Raw genomic sequence first — 18,978 nt, 5'->3', positions numbered from 1 at the left:
GCTCTCCGTCACGATTGCACCCGGAACGCGACGACCCTGGCCTCCGCGGCCCCGTTCGTGCGCTCCACCACGAGGCGCGCCGCGGTGAACGGCCCGAGGTCGGCGGGGAGCGGGTGCACCCGCAGTCGATGGCGGTTGTCGTGCTCCTCGGCGACCACGCGCCACTCGCCCGCACCGGGCGCCTGCACCTCGACGCGGTAGTCGCGCACGAGCGGGGGCATCACCTCGTCGGGGCTGCGGTGGTGGTGCAGCGTGTTGAGCTCGAGGTCGACGTCGTCGTCGAACACCAGACGCACCTCCGCGGCCTCGACGGGGTGCTCCCAGTCCAGCCGGAGCCAGGCGGGCCCGTCCGCCGCGGGGTCCGACGCCCACAGGTGGGGTCCGCCGAAGGGCCGGTTGTACCCCGACGTCGCCCGCTCCGGGGCCAGCGCCTCCGAGGGCGGGCTCGTGCGGAACACGGGGCTGCGTCCGCGCAGGGGCTTCGTCGGCCACTGCACCAGCAGGCCGTCGCGGTCGACCTCGACGTTGCGGTCGTCGTTGTCGACGCGGTGCACCAGCGTGAGCACGCCGGGCGGCAGCGGAGACGTCAGGTGCGCGTGCACGCCGGGGGCGGCCCTCACCACGACGATCGCGTTCTGGGCCTCGTCCGGGGCGAACGGGGTGTCCGCGCGCACCCACGAGGGTCCGCCGGCCGGAACCTCCACCACGGTGCGGTGCTCGAGCCGCGCGGGCACGACGTTCTGCGGGCGACCCGTCGACCACACCTCGACGGTGACCTGCGTGTTGGCCTCGGCGGAGAGCAGGAGCTCGGTCGTCTCCAGTCGCGGATGCACCGGAACCACGATGCCGAGGTCTTCGACGAGCGCGTGCGGGACGGCGTCCGCGGTGGCGCTCGCCGCGGTGCCGATGGTGCGCAGCGTGCTGGAGGCGGTCACGGCCGCGGTGCGGGCGAGGTCGGAGTCGTCCTCGTTGGCGACGCCGATGAGGCTGGCGTCGGCGCGCAGCAGCGTCTGGCGCAGCTCCGCGCGGTGCTGCTCGTACAGCTCGCGCGGGGTGGCGTCGAACGCATAGCAGAGGGCGGCGGCGGTGCCCGCGGCCTCACCCATCGCGGCGCAGGTGGCCATGACCCGCGCGGCCCCGAACGCGATGTGCGTCGCGGAGATGTCGCGACCGGCCATGAGCAGGTTGTCGACGTTGACGGAGTACAGCGACCGGAACGGGATCTCGAACACCCCGTCGGAGAAGCGCTGCACCGCGCCGGCGCCCGTCGCGTACATGCCCTCGGCGGGGTGCAGGTCGATGGACCAGCCGCCGAACGCGATGCCGTCGTCGAACGACGTCTGCTCCAGGATGTCCTGCTGGCGCAGCGTGTAGTCGCCGATGAAGCGGCGGTACTCGCGCTTGCCGGGGATGTTCCCGATCCACTCCAGGGTGAGGGTGTCGGCGTCGAACTCGCCGGAGTTCTTGATGTGGTCCCAGATGCCCAGGATCACCGAGCGCAGCTCGTCGCGGATCGCCTCGTTGTCGTCGACGATGTCGAGCGTGCCACCCCATTCGATCCACCAGTAGTGGGCGCCGCTGTCGCCGCTGCGGATGATGCGGGAGGACGGGATCGGCGTCGTCGAGATGTCCTTCGCGCTCTCGGGGGCGACGTACTTGACCGGGTGCCCGAGGTCCTTCGTGTAGAACAGCAGCGTCGAGCCGAGGAACTCCCGCACCGGCTGCTCGGGGGCCCAGTCCTCGCCGAACTCGCTCCTGCTCTCCTTGCCGAGCCGGTGCCGCGCACCGACCAGGCGCCCCACCAGGCCGTCGCCCGTGCAGTCGATGAACAGCGGTGCACGGAACACCGTGCGGATCTCCGAGCCCATCGTCCACCCGGTGACCGACCGGACCCGACGGGCGTCGTCGGGTCCGGTGGCCTCGGCCTCGAGCACCTCGGTGTTGAGGAAGAGGGTGAGGTGGGGCTCCCGGCGCACGATGTCGAGCACCACGTCGTCCCAGTACACCGGGTTGCCCTCGGGGTTGCGGTACTGGTTTTCGCGGTACATCTCGCCGATGATCCCGGTCTCGCGCGCCCAGCGCTGATTGCCGTGCGCGGTCGCCCCGCACACCCACACCCGCACCTCCGACGAGGAGTTGCCGCCGAGCACCGGCCGGTTGTTGATCAGCACGGTACGTCGGCCGAGGCGGGCGGCCGCGACGGCGGCGCTCACTCCGGCGAGGCCGCCGCCGACGACGATGATGTCGGCTTCGACGGTCTGGGTGCGCATGGGGGTCCTTTCGGGGGTGGGGAGAGGGGGCGCCGCTCAGAGGGCGGCTGCGGAGGCGGCGGTGGTCACGAGCCCGTGTCCGTGCAGCCGCCGGCGTCGCCGCGCAGGGCGGACACGATCGCGGCGAGGGAGGTGCCGCCCTGCTGCCCGTCGCGCGGCACCTCGGCGTGGCGGAGGGTGCCGCCGCCCGGAACCGCGGGTGCGCTCAGGTACACCACATCGGTGCCGTCATCGCGCGTGGCCGCCCGGAGGCGCTGCTGCCCGGTGACCGGGTCGCCGACGGCCTCGACCGCCCAGCCTGACGCGCCGGACGTGTGCGACAGCAGCACCGTCTGCGTGCGGGTCACTCCGCAGTCCTGCACCGACACCACGGCGTAGACACGGGTCTCGGAGCCCGCGGTCGTGGTGTCCAGCGCGGCGATCGTCTGCACGCCGCTGCCGAGGGCGCCGGTGTCCACGAGGGTCTCGCTCGTCCAGGCCGAGCCGTTCCAGGTGGCCCAGCGCACGTCGAAGTCGTTCTCGGTCGTGTCGGCGTAGCGGTACGTGACACCGACCAGCGCGCCGTCGGCGATCGCCATCTTCGCGGTTTGCACGGCGGGCACGGCGTCGCCGATGGTCTCGCCCTGCTCGTACCCGCGCCACACGACCGCCCCGGGGGTGTCCGGACGGATCGGGGTGGGCAGGGCCTGGCCGGCGACGTCGCGGAAGCCGCCCGTGGCCGGGTCGTACACCGCGTACGAGCCGAGGTGACGGTAGGGGTCGGCGGGCCAGGGCCCCCACTCCCACAGCACGTGCACCCTGCCGTCGGCATCGACCTCGAGGTCGTCCGGGTAGAAGGAGTGGTTGACGGCGGCGGCGATCACGGTCTCGCGGGCCCACGTGCCGACGGCGGGATCGTAGTGGTACAGCACGCCGTCCCTGCGGGCCTGCGGGTCGGCGCCGACGCGGACCATGAGCCATACGTCCCCGTCCGCGCCCTGGGCGGTCACCGGGTACGAGATCGCGGCACCGGCGTCGGGCATCTCGGCGCTGACGTCGACGAGCGAGGTGACGTCGAACGGCGTCGTGGAGCGGAAGTACTTCCAGGGCTCGTGGTGCATCGACACGAACGCGTGGATGTGTCCGTCCCCGTCGACGGCGAGCGACGGCTGGTTGTGGCCGTTGTCGTCGTCGTACTCGGCGCAGACGCCCGTGGCGAGCTTCAGGCACCCCGAGGTCCACGTGCCGTCCGCGGTGCGCACGGCGACGTTCACCCGGTGCTTCGCGGCGACCGAGCCCGGCACGTTGTAGGCGAAGAAGGTGCGGTCGCCGACGACGACGAGCGGGTTCCACCAGCCGGACTGGTTGGAGCTGTCGACCGTGACGGGCAGGGTCTCGACGGTGGTGGTCGTGACGTCGGCCTGTGCGGGCACGGCGAGCGCGACGGCGGCGACCACGGCGGCGACGGCGGCGCCGGTCTTCGAGCGGAAGGACATGGCGGCGGCCTCAGCCCAGCAGCTTCTGCGCTTCGTCGCCGGCCTGGGACATGGCGTCCTTGGCGCTCTGCTGGCCCACGAGCACGGCCTGCACGCGGTCGGCGATGGCGGTCTCGATCTGCGCGTACTGGGGGAACTGCCAGAACGGGTTGGTGGTGGCGGTCGCGGTGATCTTCTCCGCGAAGCGGGCACCGAACGCATCGGACGAGACGACCTCGGACGTCTGGGCCTCTTCGGTCACGGGCGGCAGGCCCCGCAGCTCGTAGTCGCCGAGCACGGCGTCGAGGTCGCTCGTGGCCCACTGCCCGAAGTCGGCGGCGGTGCGCGCGCTGTCGCCCTCGCCTCCGCCGACGATCGCGATCGCACCGCCCCAGACGAGCGCGCGCGGGGTGTCGACCTTCTTCAGGACCGGCCGCGACTCGGGCACGAGCTTGGACGCGAGGTCCGGGTCCGGCGAGTCCTTGGTGACGGAGCCGCGGCCCACCGGGGCGTCGTCGTAGATGGCGGCACGCCCCTGCGCGAACAGGGAGCGGGCGTCGAAGCGGTCGACGTCGGCGGCGATGAGGCCCTGGTCGTACAGCGACTTGTACCAGGACACCGCCTCGATGCTCGCGTCGTCGCCGATCGTGACCTCGCCGTCCTTGACGAGGTCGCTGCCGAAGGTCTGCATCCAGATGAGGATGTCTTTGAGCTGGGCGGCCTTGGTGGAGGCGGCGTAGGGGATGAGCCCGCCGCCGAGACCCTTGAGCTTCTTAAGCGACGACTCGAAGTCGTCGACCGTGGTCGGGAACTGCGAGATGCCGGCCTTGTCGAGGATCTCGGAATTGGTGATGAGGCCGATCGCGCCGATGGTCCACGGGAACGCGTACTGCACGCCGTCGAGCTGAGTGGCCTCGAGGCTGGAGGCCGTGTAGCCGCGGTCCTTCGTGAGCGCCGAGACGTCTTCGAGCTTGCCGAGGGCGGCGAGGGAGGCGAGCCAGGCGACGTCGACGTGGGCGGCGCCCGTGAACTGCCCGCCGCGCACCTGCAGCATGAGCTGCTTGAAGTACTCGTTGTAGGGGAACGACACCTCGGTGATGCCGACCTTCTGGGCGCTGGTGTAGCCCTCCAGCAGGGCGCGGGTGGCCGGGGCCGCGGCCTCTTCGGTGAGCGACCAGCTCGAGAACGAGAAGTCGGTGGCGGTGAAGTCGCCGGTGCCGAAGGCGGAGCCGGCGGACGACGCGGGGCTGGTGGAGCCGCTGCCGCCGCCGCTCGGCATGCAGCCGGCGAGCAGGAGGCCGGCGGCGCCGAGCCCGGCGAACTGGAGGAGCTGGCGACGGGAGACGGTGGTGTTCTCGGACATGGGGGTGCTCTCTCTTCTTCGAGGGACTGCGGGTGAGGGGTGGTGCGGGTCAGCCCTTGACCGCGCCGGCGGTGAGACCGCCGACGAGGAAGCGCTGCAGGGCGATGAACGCGATGGCCACGGGGAGCGAGACCACGAGCGAGGCCGCCATGAGCTCCGGCCAGGCGGTCGACGCCTCGCCGATGAACGTGTTGACGAGGCCGGGCGGCAGGGTCTGCTTGTCGGGTCCGGCCAGGGTGAGGGCGAAGATGAAGTCGTTCCAGCCGCGGACGAACGCGAACAGTCCGGCGGCGATGAGGCCGGGGGCCGCGAGGGGCAGGACGATCGAGTGGATGATGCGCATCCGGGAGGCGCCGTCGACGCGGGCGGCCTCGATGAGCTCGTCCGGGATCGTGTCGAAGAAGCCCTTCAGCATCCACACGCACAGCGGCAGCGTGAACGTGGTGAACGACAGCACCAGCGCCGTGTAGGTGTTCAGCAGCCCGTAGGCCGAGAACACCGCGTAGAGGGTGATGAGCAGCAGCGCCTGCGGGAACATCTGCGAGGCCAGCACGAAGTACATGAGGCTGCGGCGCCCGCGGTAGCGGAACTTCGAGAACGCGTAGCCCATGTAGGCCGAGACCAGCACCGAGAGGATCGCGGTGATGACCGAGACCACGATGCTGTTGCGGAGGTAGCCGAACAGCGCGGGGTTGTTCGCGAGCGCGGCATAGGCCTCGAAGGTGATCTCCGTGGGGAAGAGCTTGGGCGGGTAGCTGAACACTTCGGTGCGCGGGGTGAGGGAGGTCGCGAGCAGCCAGTACACGGGCAGCAGCGCGAACCCGCCGAACACGACCACGGCGATCCAGGCACTGATGGTGGAGGCGCGGCGGTCGGCGCGGGCGCGGCGGCGCCGCGGGGGAGCGGGCGGGGCGGCGACGGCGGTCACCGTCTCCTCGGTCAGCACGGCGGTCATCGCTTCTCTCCCTTTTCGGACAGGCGGACGTAGACGACGACGAGCGCCATCAGCAGGACCATCCAGAGGAGCCCGATCGCGCCGGCGTGACCGAGGTCGAAGCCGTCGAACGCGGTCTCGTACACCGCCGTGGCGAAGGTCTGGGTGGAGCCGGCGGGGCCGCCGCCGGTGAGGACGTAGATGATGTCGAAGTGCTGGAAGTTCCAGATGAACTCCAGCAGGATCACGAGCCCGATGATGCCGCTCATCTGCGGGACCGTGATGGAGAAGAAGCGGCGGATGGTCCCGGCGCCGTCGATCTCCGCGGCCTCGTGCAGTTCGATCGGGACGGTCTGCAGGCCGGCGAGGAGCATGACCATCATCCAGGGGAACGACTGCCAGGTCTTCGCGACGATGACGGCGATCATGGCGGTGGTGGGGTTCGCGAGCCACGCCTGCGGGGAGTCGATGAGTCCCACGGTCTCCAGGGCCGCGTTGAGCACGCCGTAGTTGGCGTTGAAGATCCACATCCACAGGAACGACACGACCACGCCGGGGATCAGCCAGGGGATGAGCATGAGGCCGCGCAGCACCTTGGCACCGCGGATGCGCGTGTTGAGGGCGAGCGCGAGACCGAAGCCGATGACGAACGGCGCGATGGTCGTGCCGAGCGTGAAGACGAGGGTCTGCACGAGGAGCTGGACGAACTCCCCGGTGAGGACGTCGACGATGTTCTGGAAGCCGACGAACTCGCGTCCCGGTTCGACGAGGCTCTGCTTGTAGAACGCGGTGATCAGCGCGGTGATGAGCGGGTACACGACGACCGCGGCGAGGAGCGCGAGGCCGGGGGCCGTGAGGAGGAGCGCGAACATCCCGTCGGAGAGGCGACGGGGGCGGCGACCTGTTCCTATCTGTGAGGAAATGGTCTGTTCTGTCATCTAGGTCATCCTTGGCCTGGGGTGATGTGTCCGCACGCTCGCGGTGCGGTCTCGGGCTTCCTCAGTATTTCCGGCAGATTACGGGCTCGTCAACCGGAGAGCCCAAGAGTGATGAATTGGTATGAACTGTGAAATCTGTGAAGCGCTGCACATACTTAAGAATCGATCCTTGATAGTCGATTATCGATTGGGTAGGGTCCTGTGCAGCCGCCCGCTGCGGCACCGCGCGAGCTCTTCGCGCGGGAATCGAGAGTTCGGAGACGCAATGAAGCGTGTGCTGGCAGGACTGGCCCTGGCCGCCGTGTTCGGATCCGCCCTCGGCGTCGCCCCCGCGGCGTCGGCCGCGGTCGACGACGACGCCCTCTACATCGCACCGGGGGGTGACGACGACGCCGCCGGAACCAAGGACGACCCGCTCGCCACCCTCGAGGGAGCCAGGGACCGCATCCGGGCACTCAAAGCCGACGAGCAGATCCCCGCAGACGGCCTCACGGTCTACCTGCGCGAGGGCGAGTACCCGCGCAGCGCCTCGTTCGAGATCGGCGAGCAGGACTCCGGTGCCGCCGACGCCCCGATCACCTACCGCTCCTATCCGGGCGAGACCGCCACGCTCACCGGCGGTCGCGCGCTGCCCCGCGACGAGTTCGCGCCCGTCGAGGACGCCGCCGTCACCGACCGGATCATCGACCCCGCCGCCCGCGACCAGGTGGTCGCGGTCGACCTCGCCGGCCTCGGCATCACCGACTACGGCCAGCTCAGCCGCCACGGCTACTGGAAGGCCAACGACGTCAGCACCACCCCGCCGATGGAGCTCTTCATCGACGGCCAGGGCATGACGCTCGCGCGCTGGCCCAACGCCGACGCCGCCACCCCCACCGTGCAGATGGGCGACATCATCGACGTCGGCCCCGACCGCAACGACCCGGATCTGCAGAACCGCGGCGGCACCTTCACGTACGGCTACGACCGGCCCCAGTACTGGACCCAGGCCGACGACGTGTGGCTGGACGGCATCTTCGGCTACAGCTGGGAGTGGTCGTACAACAAGATCGAGAGCATCGACACCGCGGCGAAGACGATCACCCTCCGCTACGGCGAGATGTCCGGGATCATGAAGAGCTGGTTCCCCGACTTCCACTTCGCGCAGAACCTGCTGGAGGAGCTCGACGCACCGGGCGAGTACTACATCGACCGCGCGGCGGGGAAGCTCTACCTCATCCCCAACGCCGCCTTCACGTCCGGACGCGGCGACGTCACCGTCACCACGCTCGACGAGCCGATGCTGCGCGCCGACGGGGCGTCGTACGTGAACTTCGACGACCTCGTCCTGGAGTACGGCCGCGCCACCGCCGCCGTGATCCTCGGTGGCTCCCACGTCACGATCTCGCACAGCGACATCCGCAACTTCACCGACGGCGGCGTGCTCATCAACTCGCCGGGGCGATACACCTACGACGGCATCCCGGTGAACCGCGGCGGCCGCGACCACGCCGTCACCGACAGCCGGCTCACGCACGTCGGCGGCGTCGGCGTGGTGCTCCAGGGCGGCGACAAGACCACCCTCGAGCCGGGCCGCAACCGGGTCGAGAACTCCGAGATCGCCGACTTCGCGTACTACCACAAGGCCTACAACCCCGGTGTGATGTTCGACGGGGTCGGCAACGTCGCCAAGAACAACGAGATCCACGACGCGCCGCACCCCGGCATCATCGTGCACGGCAACGACCACCTCTTCGAGCGCAACGAGGTGTACGACGTCTGCAAGCAGTTCCACGACCTCGGCGCGATCTACATGAACTCCGGCAAGACGCCGCAGCAGCGCGGACACGTCTTCCGGGAGAACTACTTCCACGACATCGGCGCCGGCATGGCGGGCGTCGAGGGCATCTACGCCGACAACTTCACGTGGGACCTCACGATCGAGAAGAACGTGTTCGTCAACATGGGCAACGGCGCCATCAAGAGCGGATCCGCCGACTACATCGAGGCGCGCAACAACGTCTTCGTCGACGCCTACGCGCCCTACGACAACTACGAGCAGTGGATGGGCGACCACGAGGGCAACGTCGTCGACAAGGACTACATGCCCGCCTGGCAGCAGGTGTTCGCCGACAACAACGACTTCGTCGGCACGCCGTATCTGGAGAAGTACCCCGAGCTCGGGCACTTCTTCGAGGACGACCACTACTTCCCGAACCACAGCACGTTCGCCGAGAACGTGGTCTGGAACCCGAACCGCCCCCGCATGGCGGGCGTCAACGAGCACGGCGCCAAGGACGGCAAGAACCTGCTGAACTACGAGGACAACTGGGTGGCCGACGCCGACCCCGGGTTCGTCGACGCCGCCGGCGGCGACTACACGCTGAAGGCCGACGCCGCCGTGTTCGACCAGATCCCCGGCTTCGAGGCGATCGCGTTCGGCGAGATCGGGGTCGACGGACACATCGGCCAGACGCAGCAGCCGCAGTCCGTCCCGCTGGAGGACATCGCGTTCGACACCGACTCGGTCACGATCGACGCCGGCGACCAGGTGCGCGTGCGCGCCGTGCCGCTGCCCTGGAACGCCGACGACACCGCGGTGACCTACGCCTCCGCCGACGCCGCCGTCGCGACCGTGGACGACACGGGCGTCGTGCTGGGCATGGGCCCCGGCACCACGACCATCACGGCGACCGCGAAGGCCGACGCCGCCAAGACCGCGACCATCGAGGTGATCGTGGAGGAGGGCGACGGCGTGCTGCACTTCACCGACTTCGAGTCGGGGTCGAACGGCTGGGCGACCGACCCCAACCGCAGCATCCAGGCCGACGCCACGGGTGACAAGGTCTACCGGATCCTCAAGGGCGCGAACAGCATCCTGCCCCGCGACTTCACCGAGTTCGTGCTCGACGTCGACGTGACGACGCCGGCGACGACGCCCACCAACGCGGGGCTCATCGTGTACGACCGCAACGGCAAGGGCGGCGGCTACATCCGCTTCCGTCAGGCCGCGGCCGGCCCGACCTGGACCATCTTCGACGACGCCTGGCAGGTGGTCGCCGAGAAGGTCGTGCCCGCCGAGCAGGGCCTCGTCCCCGGTGCGACCTCGCACGTGCGCATCGCGGTCCAGGACGGGCGGATCCGCATCTCCGTCAACGGCGCGATCGCCCTCGAGGGGGCCGATCCCGCGCCGGGTGCGGCCGGTCGCGTGGGCTTCTACGTCGAGAACTACCCGTCGCTGGACTTCGACGACATCGGGTTCTCCCTCTCCGGGGTGCCCGTGACCGGGGTCATCCTCGACGCCGACGCGGTGGCGCTCTCGGTGGGGGAGCGGCGGACGGTCGCCGCGACGGTCGCCCCGCAGGACGCCAGCGACGCCAGGGTGACCTGGACCAGCGACGCCCCCGCGGTCGCCACGGTGGCGGACGGCCGCATCGCCGCCGTCGCCGCGGGCACCGCGACCATCACGGCCACCTCGGTCGCGGACCCCGCGTTCAGCGACACCCTGACGGTCACCGTCGCCGACGCGGAGTACCCGACGACCCGGCTCGACGCGCAGCTGAAGGACCCCGCGGCCTGGAGCACATCCGACCACATCGCCGTCGACGACGCGGGCGTGGTGATCAGCGGCGAGGGGGTGCACGGCTACGAGGGCGAGCGCTTCGGCGACACGCTCCTGCAGTTCGACGCGGACTTCGGTGCCTTCTCCGGAGGGTGGTACGGCTTCCAGGCGCGGTCCGACCAGACCGGTGTGCCCGCGTGGCAGAACTCCAACACCGGGTACCTCGTGGTGATCAAGCAGGACACGATCGAGTTCCAGAGCTGGACCCCCGGTCAGACGATGCTCGACGCGATCCCCAACACCGTCATCGCCCCCGACACCTCGCACCGCATCGAGTTCGGCGCGATCGCGGAGGGCGAGGGCACGCGCATCGTGTTCCGGGTGGACGGCGTGACCGTGTGGAGCATGGTCGATGCGCGGGAGAACCTGCGCATCGGAGCGGACGGCTTCTTCAACGTGTACCACTACGGCAAGACGACGGCCCTCGCCGTGCGCCCCACGCCGCCGCCCGCGAGCGTGACCGGCATCTGCTGGGCCGCGGAGGCCGACCCCAAGACCCGCTACCTGCGCGGCGAGGAGCTCGACGTCACCGGGATGATCCTCGGGGTGCGCTGGAGCGACGGCACCCTCACGACGCAGCAGGTCACGGCCGATATGGTGAGCGGGTTCGACAGCAGCAAGGTGCGTCCGCACCAGACGCTGACCGTGACCTACGCGGGCGCGACGGTCGAGCTGGAGACCTCGGTCAAGCCCAAGCTCAAGGACGATGAGGAAGAGGTGCCCCGGTGCGAGTGACGTTCATCGGAGACTCCATCACGGATGCGGGGCGCGACCGTGCCGACCCCGACTCCCTCGGTGACGGCTACGTGGCCCTCCTCGCCCCGGAGCTGCGGGCGGCCGGCGCGACGGTGCGGAACCTCGGCATCGCCGGGAACCGGGCGCGCGACCTGGCCGCCCGGTGGGACTCCGAGCTCCTGCCGACCGCGCCGGAGCTGCTGACCGTGTACGTCGGCGTGAACGACATGTGGCGACGGTTCGACAGCGACGACCCGACGTCGGCGGAGGAGTTCCGGGCGACGCTCGACCCGCTGCTGGCCGGCGTCGCCGGGGAGCGGGGCCCCCGCCTGATCCTCATGGAGCCGTACTTCCTTCCGGTGACGGAGGAGCAGCGCGAGTGGCTCGACGACCTCGACGGCAAGCGGGCGGTCGTGCGCGACCTGGCCGCGTCGCATGGCGCCGCCTTCGTGCCGCTCCACGAGGTGCTCACGGCCGCCGCCACACGGCAGCCGGTGGCGGAGCTCGCCCCGGACGGCGTGCATCCGACGCCGCGCGGATCGGCGCTGATCGCCGAGGCCTGGCGCACGGCCGCGTCCATTAGCGATAGTCGATAATGGACGTAGACTGATGGTCATGACGGATGCTCTGGGCACAGCGGGACTGCAGCGAGGACTGCTGTCGGATCAGATCTACGCGATGATCAAGGCGATGATCAAGGAGTCGACCCTCGCCCCGGGCGAGCAGCTCGTCGAGTCCCAGCTCGCGCGACAGCTCCAGGTGAGTCAGGCTCCCGTGCGCGACGCCCTCAAGCGCCTCGCGCACGAGGGGCTCGTGTCGCACGTGCGGCACCAGGGCAACTTCGTCGCGAGCTACTCCGCCGAGGAGGCCGAGCAGGCCAAGGTCGCCCGGGTCGAGCTCGAGGGCCTGGCCGGCCGGCTCGCGTGTGGCGCGCTCGACGCCGCCCGCCGCGACGAGCTCGTGTCGCTCATCGCGCAGATGCATGAGGCGGCCGAATCCGCCGACCTCGCCCGTTTCCGCGAGCTCGACTTCACGTTCCACCGCGCCGTGATCGAGGCGAGCGGCAACGTGTACCTGCCGCGGATGTGGGATCTGCTCGAGCCGAGCCTGCGGGTGATGCACGTGCTGGGCGACCCGACGTTCACCGGCGACTGGCACGAGGTGGCCGACTGGCACAAGGGGCTGCTCGACGTGCTCGACGCGGGCGATGTCGAGGCCGCGTCCGCGCTGTTCCGTCGCCACGCCGCCGGCACCCTCCTCGACGACGCCTGACCTTCCCGCGCCGTCCCGCGCGACTCCGTGCGAGCCGCCGCGCGACGAGACAGACGGCGGGGGTCAGGCGCCCGTGGGGTAGAGGCGGTCGGCGGTCGCGGACCAGAACGCCCGTTCCTCGGCGCCGGAAAGGCGGGGCAGCGCCGCGCGCGTCGCGGCGAGCACGTCCGCATAGCCGATGCTCCGCGTCGACATCGGCCAGTCGCTGCCGAACGCCAGCCGCTCCGCGCCGAAGAGGTCGAACGCCAGCCGTAGCAGGCCGCGCGATTCCTCCGCGCCGCGGGCCGAGAGGTCGAGCCCGGAGACCTTCGCCGACACCCCCGGCGCCCACGCGGCCTCGCCCAGTGCTGCCCGCCACGTGCCGTCGGGCGTCCGCGCCCCGAGGCCCAGGTGGCACACCACGATCGCGGTGCCCGGGTGCCGGCGAGAGAGGGTGGCGGCGGCGGGCAGCTGCTCCGGGCGGATCAGCAGCTCGAGCGCACGGCCGGTCGCGCCGAGGTGGTCGGCGAGCGCGTCGAGGCCGTCCACGTCGGACAGGTCGGCGGCGAACTGGGGCACCGCCGCCCGCACGCCGACGACCGCGGGGGTGACGGCGACGCCGGTCGCACCGGCCGCTCGTCCGGGCGCGGGGGAGTACTGCAGCACCACGCGCCGCAGGAACGGGTCGCGCGCGGCGGTCGCGGTCAGCCACTCCGCCTCCGCCACGGAGTCCGCGGCCTGCACCGCGATCGCGGAGGCGACACCGGCCGCGGTCAGCTCCCGTCCGAGCCCGACGGCGGAGGCGTGCCGCGGCAGGTCGAGGTCGTCGCGGAACCAGGGGATCGGCACGGCGTCCACATCCCAGACGTGCACGTGGGCATCGACGATCCGCATGTCAGGTCCCGTGCGGCGCCATCAGGCGGCGACCGCGACGACCGCGGCGCCCGCGGCACGGGGGAGCCGCCGTCGCCGCCCGCTCACACGGCCTCCTCGTCGAGTGCATCCCACAGCGCCGCGGGGAGCGCGGCGTCGAGGCCGTCGACGAACGCGTGCACCTCGGTCGGCGTCCGCGCCCCCACGACCACCGCGTCGGCGCCGTGGCGCAGCGGGAACTGCACGGCCGCGTCGGCCAGCCGCGCGTCGTGCGCCGCACACACGGCCTGCAGTCGCAGCGCCCTCTCCTGCAGCGCGGCGGGCGCCGGCTTGTACTCGTAGAACGGCGAGCCGACCGGGTCGACGAGGATGCCGGAGTTGAACACCGCCGCCGCCAGGACACCGATGCCCCGTGCGCGAGCGGTGGGGACGAGGCGGTCGAGCGCGGTGCGGTCGAGCAGCGTGAGCCGCCCGGCCTCCATCACCACGTCGAGCGGCACCTCGGCCACATAGCGCTCCAGCGGGTCGAGGCGCCCGAGCCCGACGCTGATCGCCCGCACCACGCCCTGGTCCCGCAGATCGAGGAGGGCCGGGAAGGCCGTCGCGAACGCGGCCTCCACATCGAGGGGGTCGTGCAGGTGCAGCACGTCCACCCGGTCCACGCCGAGGCGGGCGAGGCTGCCGTCGAGGCTGCGGAGGATGCCGTCGCGGCTGAGGTCGACCACGGAATCGTGCCCGCTCGCCGCACCGCGCACCGGGGCGCCTTCGGCGTCGACGAGCACCCGTCCCACCTTGGTCGCCAGCACGTAGTCGTCGCGGGGCACGCCGCGCAGGGCGAGGCCGAGCTTGCGCTCGCTCTCTCCCGAGCCGTACAGCGGCGCCGTGTCGAAGAACCGCACGTCGCGGGCGAGGGCCGCGTGCACGGTGTCGACGGCATCCGCGTCCGGCACCGGCGCGAACAGGTTGCCGATCGGGGCGCAGCCGAGCCCGGCGTCGCCGCGGGCGGCGACGGCCGGGTTCAGAGGACGGAGCTGCGGACGGAACGCCATGCCTCGTACTCCTCGCGGCTGTCGGGGGTCAGGGGGTAGTAGTCGCTCAGCCGGGCGCCCTCGTCGAGGCGCTTGCGGCTGAACACCTCCCACTCCTCATGATCCTGCGCGTCCTCGACCACCTGGGGCGCCATCGCCTGCGGGACCACGACCGGTCCGTCGTCGTCGGCCACGACCAGGTCGCCGGGCATGCACAGCGCACCGCCCACCGCCACGGGCACGTCGAACGCCCACGGCACGAGCTCCGACTGCGAGGCGTAGTGCGGGGTCGTGCCGGTCGACCACACGGGGATCCCGAGCTCGCGGATGCGGCCGGCGTCGCGGATGCGCCCGTCCACGACGATGCCCGCGCCGCCCTTGCGGGCGAAGTAGCGCGCGAGGATGTCGCCGACGCAGCCGGAGAAGCGGCTGCCGTACGCCTGGATCACCAGCACGTCCCCCGGCTGCACCGCTTCGAGCACGTGCCACAGGGCCGTGTGCCGTTCGGCGTACTCCTGGCCGTCGCCCGAGGCCATGTCCTCCCGCTGCGGCATGAACTGCAGCGTCAGGGCGGAGCCGACCACGCGCTGGCCGAGGCTCAGCGGCTCCGGTCCCTCGATGTAGCTGCGGCGGATCCCGAGGCCGTGGAGCTTGGCGCAGGCGGTCGCCGCGGAGATCGCGTCGAAGGAGTCGAGCACGTCGCGCGACGGCCGCTGGTACGCCGCCCCCCGCACGGGCAGGGGGAAGTCGGGTCGGATCAGGTCGCTCATGCGGCTCCTTCGGAGAAGAGGTGGCGCGGCGAACCGGTCGCGCGCGCGATGGTCAGGTCGAGGTCGGCGAGGTGCGCCGGTGGCAGGGTCACGACGAGGTCGTCGTCGCAGGGGAAGGTGTGCGTGACGATCTCGCCCTCCGGTCCGGCGTACGTGCCGGAGGCGCCGGGCCAGCCCGAGGCGTCCTCCGCGGTCGCGGTCACCTCCACGATGCGGTCGAGGCCGAAGCGGCCGCCGCGCAGCCGCACGGTGCGGGTGTGCACGGCCGAGGTGTTCACGAGCTGCACGCCGATCCCGCGGTTGTCGAGGCGGTGCACGAGCGCGGCGACGTCGGGCGGGAGCCCCGGCCGGCCGCGGTCGGCGTCCTCGTAGCGGAGCGCGGTGAACCCGAGCCCGCCGTTGTAGAGCACCTGCGGGGCCCCGGCGACGAGCTGCGTGAGCACCTCGGTCACGACGGGGTTGACGCGCTGCCAGAAGTGCAGGTGTGCGGCATCCGGATCGCGGTCGTCGGCGAGCATCATGGCCGTGCGCCGCGCGACCTGACCGAGCGCCATCTCGAGCGCACGCACCGGGTACTCCGGCAGGTCTCCGCGGAGATAGGCGAACCATCCGGCCTCGTGCCCCGCCTCCTCCTTGTCGCGGAAGGGCGCGACGGGGTCGGCGGAGGAGGGGAGTCCCGCGATCGCCCGCTCCAGGCGGCTGCGGTCAGCGGTCGAGCGCGACCACCACCACAGCCACAGCGGCAGGTCGAGCTGCAGCGGACCGAAGTCGAACCACCCGTCGGGTCCATAGCGGTAGGGCACGAGGACCCCGGGCTGCGTGGCTGCGGCTCCGAGCCGGGCCATCCAGCCGCCGCGCAGGCTGTAGGTCGAGTCGGCGACGGTGCCCGTGCGGCCCTCCGCGAGCACGGTGTCGAGCATCGTGCGCACGAGGTCGAGGGCGGCATCGTCGCCGGTGACGAGCGCGTGGTTGAGGGCGCCGATGAGGGCGCTCATGCCGACGGAGTGCAGTCCGTGCGGCCACGCCCACCCGTAGTGGCCGCCCCACCAGCGCCCGTCGTGGAGCTCGCCCACCGTGCCGCCGGGGCCGACGTTGTCGGGGAGTAGCCCGCCGTCGGCCCGTGTCCGCCACCCGTCGACGTACCGCTCGATCCAGTCGGCCGCGGCGGCGTCGCCGTCGTACAGCCACCGGTTCGCCGCGAGCGAGGTGGCGGCGAGGTTCACGGCGATGTCGCCCGCGGCGCGACGCTGCATCTCCTCGGCCATGCGGTGCGCGTTGTCCGGGTCGGCGAGGTCGTCCCAGGTGCGGATGCCGTCGAGCCCGTGCAGGGGCAGACCGTAGGGTCGCATCTCGGCCCGGTCGGCCACATACGGCACGATCTTCTCGTCCAGGCCCGGTCGAGCGCCCAGGGCACCGTTGTGCGGCGCGCGGATGATGGTGTGCTCCGGGTCGTAGTTGCCCTTCGCGGGATCGGTGAAGAGCGCGGAGAACCGGGCGGCGCGCGCCGCGAACGCCGTGTCGGCCGGGTCGGCCTGGCAGATGCCCGCGAACAGCAGCAGCGACTCGCCCTGGTGGAACCAGTCGTAGCCGTTGTCGTACTCGTCGGCGAGCATGCCCGCCTCCGCGAGCTGCACCGTCACGCCCTCCCAGTGCCGCTTGGCGTCGGCCAGCACCTCGTCGGGCCCGCCGAGCAGGTAGAAGGCCGGCCAGTTGAAGAACGGCTCGTAGAGGTCGTCGACCCCGTCGCGGTCCACGAACTCGGCGACGCCGCGGAGGCGGCCGTCGGGGAGCGTGTACCGGTCGCGGAAGACGCGGCGGGCCTCCTCGATCTCGGAGAAGAGGCGCCGCTGCAGCACGGCCCAGGCCGGGATCGCCCGCAGGGGGCGGGTGAGCGGATGCGCGGGCACGGTCATCCCTTCGTCGCGCCGGCCACTAGGCCGCCGATGATGTGGCGCTGCATCACGATGAAGAACACCATCGCGGGCAGCACGGCGAGCAGCAGGGTCGGGAACACCTGCGTGTAGTCGGTGGAGAACTGCCCGACGGCGGCGTACACACCCGTGGTGACGGTGTAGATGCCGGAGCTGGGCCCGAGGATGATCTGCGGACTCACGAAGTCGTTCCACACGCCGATCGAGTTCAGCACCACCGCCGTCGCCACGACCGGCTTCATGATCGGGAACACGCACGCCCAGAACGCGCGGATCGGACCGGCGCCGTCGAGGGACGCGGCCTCGTCGATGTCGCGCGGCACGCTGCGCAGGTACGCGGTGAACAGGAAGATCGTCACGGGGAGCGTCGCCGCCGTCTCGAAGAGGATGAAGCCCGGGATCGTGTTGATCAGTCCGAGCACCCGCAGCACGAACACGACGGGGATCAGCGTGACCTGCCCCGGGATGAACAGGCCGGAGACGAACAGCAGCAGCAGCCCCAGGTGCCACTTGGAGCGGCCGCGGGCGATCACGTAGGCGACCGGTGCGGCCAGGGCGATGCAGCAGAGGTTCACGAGCACGACGAACAGGAGCGTGATGCCGTAGGCCGCGATCACGTTGAACTTGCTGCTCGTGATCGCCTCCCACAGGTACTCGAACGTGAACATCTGCGGCGTGATCAGGAGCGGGTTCTCGATGATCTCCGCCTGCGGCTTGAAGGCGTTGATGACCATCGTGTACATCGGGATCAGCATGGTGATCGCCACGACGCCGAGGACGATCCAGCGGATCGCGCTCACCGCGAGCGCCGGCCGGTTGCGGGTCTGCTTCATCAGTCGGTCGCCTTCTTCTCGGAGCGGCGTCGCACCAGCGTGACGGCGAGACCGATGACCGCGGTGACGATGAGGAGGATCATGGACTGCGCGGCGCCGAACCCGAGGGCCGAGTTCGCGAACGAGTCCTTGAGGATCTGGTAGACGATCGTCTGGGTGGAGCCCGCCGGGCCGCCGTCGGTGAGGGAGAGCACCACGTCGTAGGCCTTGAGGAGCCCGACGAGGGTCAGCACCAGGTTCACCGTGAACACCGGCGCGATGAGCGGCAGGGTGATGGAGCGGAACTGCTGCCAGCGCGAGGCGCCGTCCACGGTCGCGGCCTCGTAGTACTCGGCGGGCACCGACTTGATGCCGGCGAGGAACAGGATCATGTTGAAGCCGAAGTGCGACCACACGATCGTGAAGATCACGCTCGCCTTCGCGAAGGTGGGGTCGGTGAGGAAGGGCATCGCGGGCAGGCCGACGGTGGTGAGGAACCCGTTGACGGCGCCGCTGGGGGAGAGCATCGCCGACCACAGGAACCCGATGATGAGGGCGCTGATGACGTACGGGTAGAAGAAGATCGTGCGCAGGATCGTGTTCGAGCGGCCGGGACCGGCGATGAGCGCGGCGATCGCGAGACCGATGGCGTTGCAGAGGATCGTGCCGACCACGGCGATGATGCCGGTGAAGATCGCGGCCTGGGTGGAGCGGGGGCTGCGGAACGCCTTGATGTAGTTCTCCCAGCCGACGAACGTGAAGTTGAGGCTGTACCCGTTCCAGTCCGTGAAGCTCAGCACCGCGGCGAGGATCATCGGGATGACGAACATCGCCAGGAAGACGGCCACGGCGGGCCCTCCCATGAGGATGCCGGGGAGGCGGTGCCGCCACCGCTGCAGCGCGGAGCGCTTGCGGGGGGCGGGGGTCGAGCTCATCGGCGTCGATGGTCCTGTCGGGGCGGTCGCCGCGGCCGGGGGCGGCGCGGTCGTGGTGGGCGGAGTCATGGCGGCACTCTCGT

The 18,978-nt window shown here is 71.0% G+C and carries 14 protein-coding genes; 3 read left to right on the top strand and 11 right to left on the bottom strand.

The genetic code is table 11. The features are described from left to right. Positions 1-8: 8 nt before the first annotated feature. From ACWH95_RS02945 to ACWH95_RS02925, 5 genes are all read right to left on the bottom strand, one after another. Positions 9-2,270 (bottom strand): FAD-dependent oxidoreductase, encoded by a 2,262-nt coding sequence (locus ACWH95_RS02945; RefSeq protein ID WP_452313368.1) that lies wholly within the window; start codon positions 2,268-2,270, stop codon positions 9-11. Between the two features lie 65 nt (positions 2,271-2,335). After that, positions 2,336-3,745, bottom strand: a complete 1,410-nt coding sequence (locus ACWH95_RS02940) for a BNR-4 repeat-containing protein (RefSeq protein WP_378802866.1) — start codon at positions 3,743-3,745, stop codon at positions 2,336-2,338. A 10-nt stretch (positions 3,746-3,755) separates the two neighbouring features. Beyond that, entirely contained in the window at positions 3,756-5,087 is a 1,332-nt protein-coding gene (locus tag ACWH95_RS02935) for an ABC transporter substrate-binding protein (protein WP_452313367.1), read from the bottom strand. Between the two features lie 49 nt (positions 5,088-5,136). Next, complete coding sequence (locus ACWH95_RS02930; protein ID WP_136029501.1) at positions 5,137-6,042, bottom strand: carbohydrate ABC transporter permease; 906 nt, start codon at positions 6,040-6,042, stop codon at positions 5,137-5,139. Next, complete coding sequence (locus tag ACWH95_RS02925) at positions 6,039-6,893, bottom strand: carbohydrate ABC transporter permease (RefSeq protein WP_205812600.1); 855 nt, start codon at positions 6,891-6,893, stop codon at positions 6,039-6,041. Before ACWH95_RS02925 ends, ACWH95_RS02930 begins: the two co-directional genes overlap by 4 nt. 331 nt (positions 6,894-7,224) lie before the next feature. Between ACWH95_RS02925 and ACWH95_RS02920 the strand changes: the two genes are divergently transcribed. From ACWH95_RS02920 to ACWH95_RS02910, 3 genes are read left to right on the top strand one after another with little or no spacing between them, the layout of a single operon-like run. Then, positions 7,225-11,295 carry an Ig-like domain-containing protein gene (locus ACWH95_RS02920; protein ID WP_454120133.1) on the top strand — a complete coding sequence of 1,357 codons (4,071 nt, stop codon included), beginning with the start codon at positions 7,225-7,227 and terminating at the stop codon, positions 11,293-11,295. Then, positions 11,292-11,891 (top strand): SGNH/GDSL hydrolase family protein, encoded by a 600-nt coding sequence (locus ACWH95_RS02915; protein WP_206252573.1) that lies wholly within the window; start codon positions 11,292-11,294, stop codon positions 11,889-11,891. Before ACWH95_RS02920 ends, ACWH95_RS02915 begins: the two co-directional genes overlap by 4 nt. Positions 11,892-11,910: 19 nt before the next feature. Further along, entirely contained in the window at positions 11,911-12,567 is a 657-nt protein-coding gene (locus ACWH95_RS02910) for a GntR family transcriptional regulator (RefSeq protein ID WP_136044536.1), read from the top strand. 63 nt (positions 12,568-12,630) lie between these two features. Here ACWH95_RS02910 and ACWH95_RS02905 read toward each other — a convergent pair whose 3' ends face one another. The 6 genes from ACWH95_RS02905 to ACWH95_RS02880 all read right to left on the bottom strand — a co-directional run bounded on the left by ACWH95_RS02905 (position 12,631) and on the right by ACWH95_RS02880 (position 18,964). Further along, positions 12,631-13,440 (bottom strand): amidohydrolase family protein, encoded by an 810-nt coding sequence (locus ACWH95_RS02905; RefSeq protein ID WP_454120132.1) that lies wholly within the window; start codon positions 13,438-13,440, stop codon positions 12,631-12,633. Between the two features lie 83 nt (positions 13,441-13,523). Then, positions 13,524-14,468: an aldo/keto reductase gene (locus ACWH95_RS02900; protein WP_454120131.1), complete on the bottom strand. Its 945-nt coding sequence runs from the start codon at positions 14,466-14,468 to the stop codon at positions 13,524-13,526. After that, entirely contained in the window at positions 14,438-15,217 is a 780-nt protein-coding gene (locus tag ACWH95_RS02895) for an RraA family protein (protein ID WP_136029516.1), read from the bottom strand. The genes ACWH95_RS02900 and ACWH95_RS02895 overlap by 31 nt, the downstream gene beginning before the upstream one ends. After that, on the bottom strand, positions 15,214-17,130 hold the full coding sequence (locus ACWH95_RS02890) for a hypothetical protein (protein ID WP_454120130.1): 1,917 nt from the start codon (positions 17,128-17,130) through the stop codon (positions 15,214-15,216). Before ACWH95_RS02890 ends, ACWH95_RS02895 begins: the two co-directional genes overlap by 4 nt. Further along, on the bottom strand, positions 17,127-17,981 hold the full coding sequence (locus ACWH95_RS02885; RefSeq protein WP_136029520.1) for a carbohydrate ABC transporter permease: 855 nt from the start codon (positions 17,979-17,981) through the stop codon (positions 17,127-17,129). The genes ACWH95_RS02890 and ACWH95_RS02885 overlap by 4 nt, the downstream gene beginning before the upstream one ends. Continuing rightward, positions 17,981-18,964 (bottom strand): carbohydrate ABC transporter permease, encoded by a 984-nt coding sequence (locus ACWH95_RS02880; protein ID WP_206252580.1) that lies wholly within the window; start codon positions 18,962-18,964, stop codon positions 17,981-17,983. Before ACWH95_RS02880 ends, ACWH95_RS02885 begins: the two co-directional genes overlap by 1 nt. Positions 18,965-18,978 lie beyond the last annotated feature (14 nt).

The organism is Microbacterium sp. NPDC055502 (assembly GCF_053643635.1).
Note: the sequence above shows the minus strand (reverse complement) of the source record. Positions and strands in the feature narration are given on the sequence as shown.

Bases quoted from the DNA above. Each gene is read 5' to 3' on its own strand.
- ACWH95_RS02910 (WP_136044536.1), top strand. From the start codon at position 11,911: ATGACGGATGCTCTGGGCACAGCGGGACTGCAGCGAGGACTGCTGTCG.
- ACWH95_RS02890 (WP_454120130.1), bottom strand. From the start codon at position 17,130: ATGACCGTGCCCGCGCATCCGCTCACCCGCCCCCTGCGGGCGATCCCG.
- ACWH95_RS02940 (WP_378802866.1), bottom strand. From the start codon at position 3,745: ATGTCCTTCCGCTCGAAGACCGGCGCCGCCGTCGCCGCCGTGGTCGCC.
- ACWH95_RS02925 (WP_205812600.1), bottom strand. From the start codon at position 6,893: ATGTTCGCGCTCCTCCTCACGGCCCCCGGCCTCGCGCTCCTCGCCGCG.
- ACWH95_RS02945 (WP_452313368.1), bottom strand. From the start codon at position 2,270: ATGCGCACCCAGACCGTCGAAGCCGACATCATCGTCGTCGGCGGCGGC.
- ACWH95_RS02930 (WP_136029501.1), bottom strand. From the start codon at position 6,042: ATGACCGCCGTGCTGACCGAGGAGACGGTGACCGCCGTCGCCGCCCCG.
- ACWH95_RS02880 (WP_206252580.1), bottom strand. From the start codon at position 18,964: ATGACTCCGCCCACCACGACCGCGCCGCCCCCGGCCGCGGCGACCGCC.
- ACWH95_RS02885 (WP_136029520.1), bottom strand. From the start codon at position 17,981: ATGAAGCAGACCCGCAACCGGCCGGCGCTCGCGGTGAGCGCGATCCGC.
- ACWH95_RS02895 (WP_136029516.1), bottom strand. From the start codon at position 15,217: ATGAGCGACCTGATCCGACCCGACTTCCCCCTGCCCGTGCGGGGGGCG.
- ACWH95_RS02900 (WP_454120131.1), bottom strand. From the start codon at position 14,468: ATGGCGTTCCGTCCGCAGCTCCGTCCTCTGAACCCGGCCGTCGCCGCC.
- ACWH95_RS02935 (WP_452313367.1), bottom strand. From the start codon at position 5,087: ATGTCCGAGAACACCACCGTCTCCCGTCGCCAGCTCCTCCAGTTCGCC.
- ACWH95_RS02920 (WP_454120133.1), top strand. From the start codon at position 7,225: ATGAAGCGTGTGCTGGCAGGACTGGCCCTGGCCGCCGTGTTCGGATCC.
- ACWH95_RS02905 (WP_454120132.1), bottom strand. From the start codon at position 13,440: ATGCGGATCGTCGATGCCCACGTGCACGTCTGGGATGTGGACGCCGTG.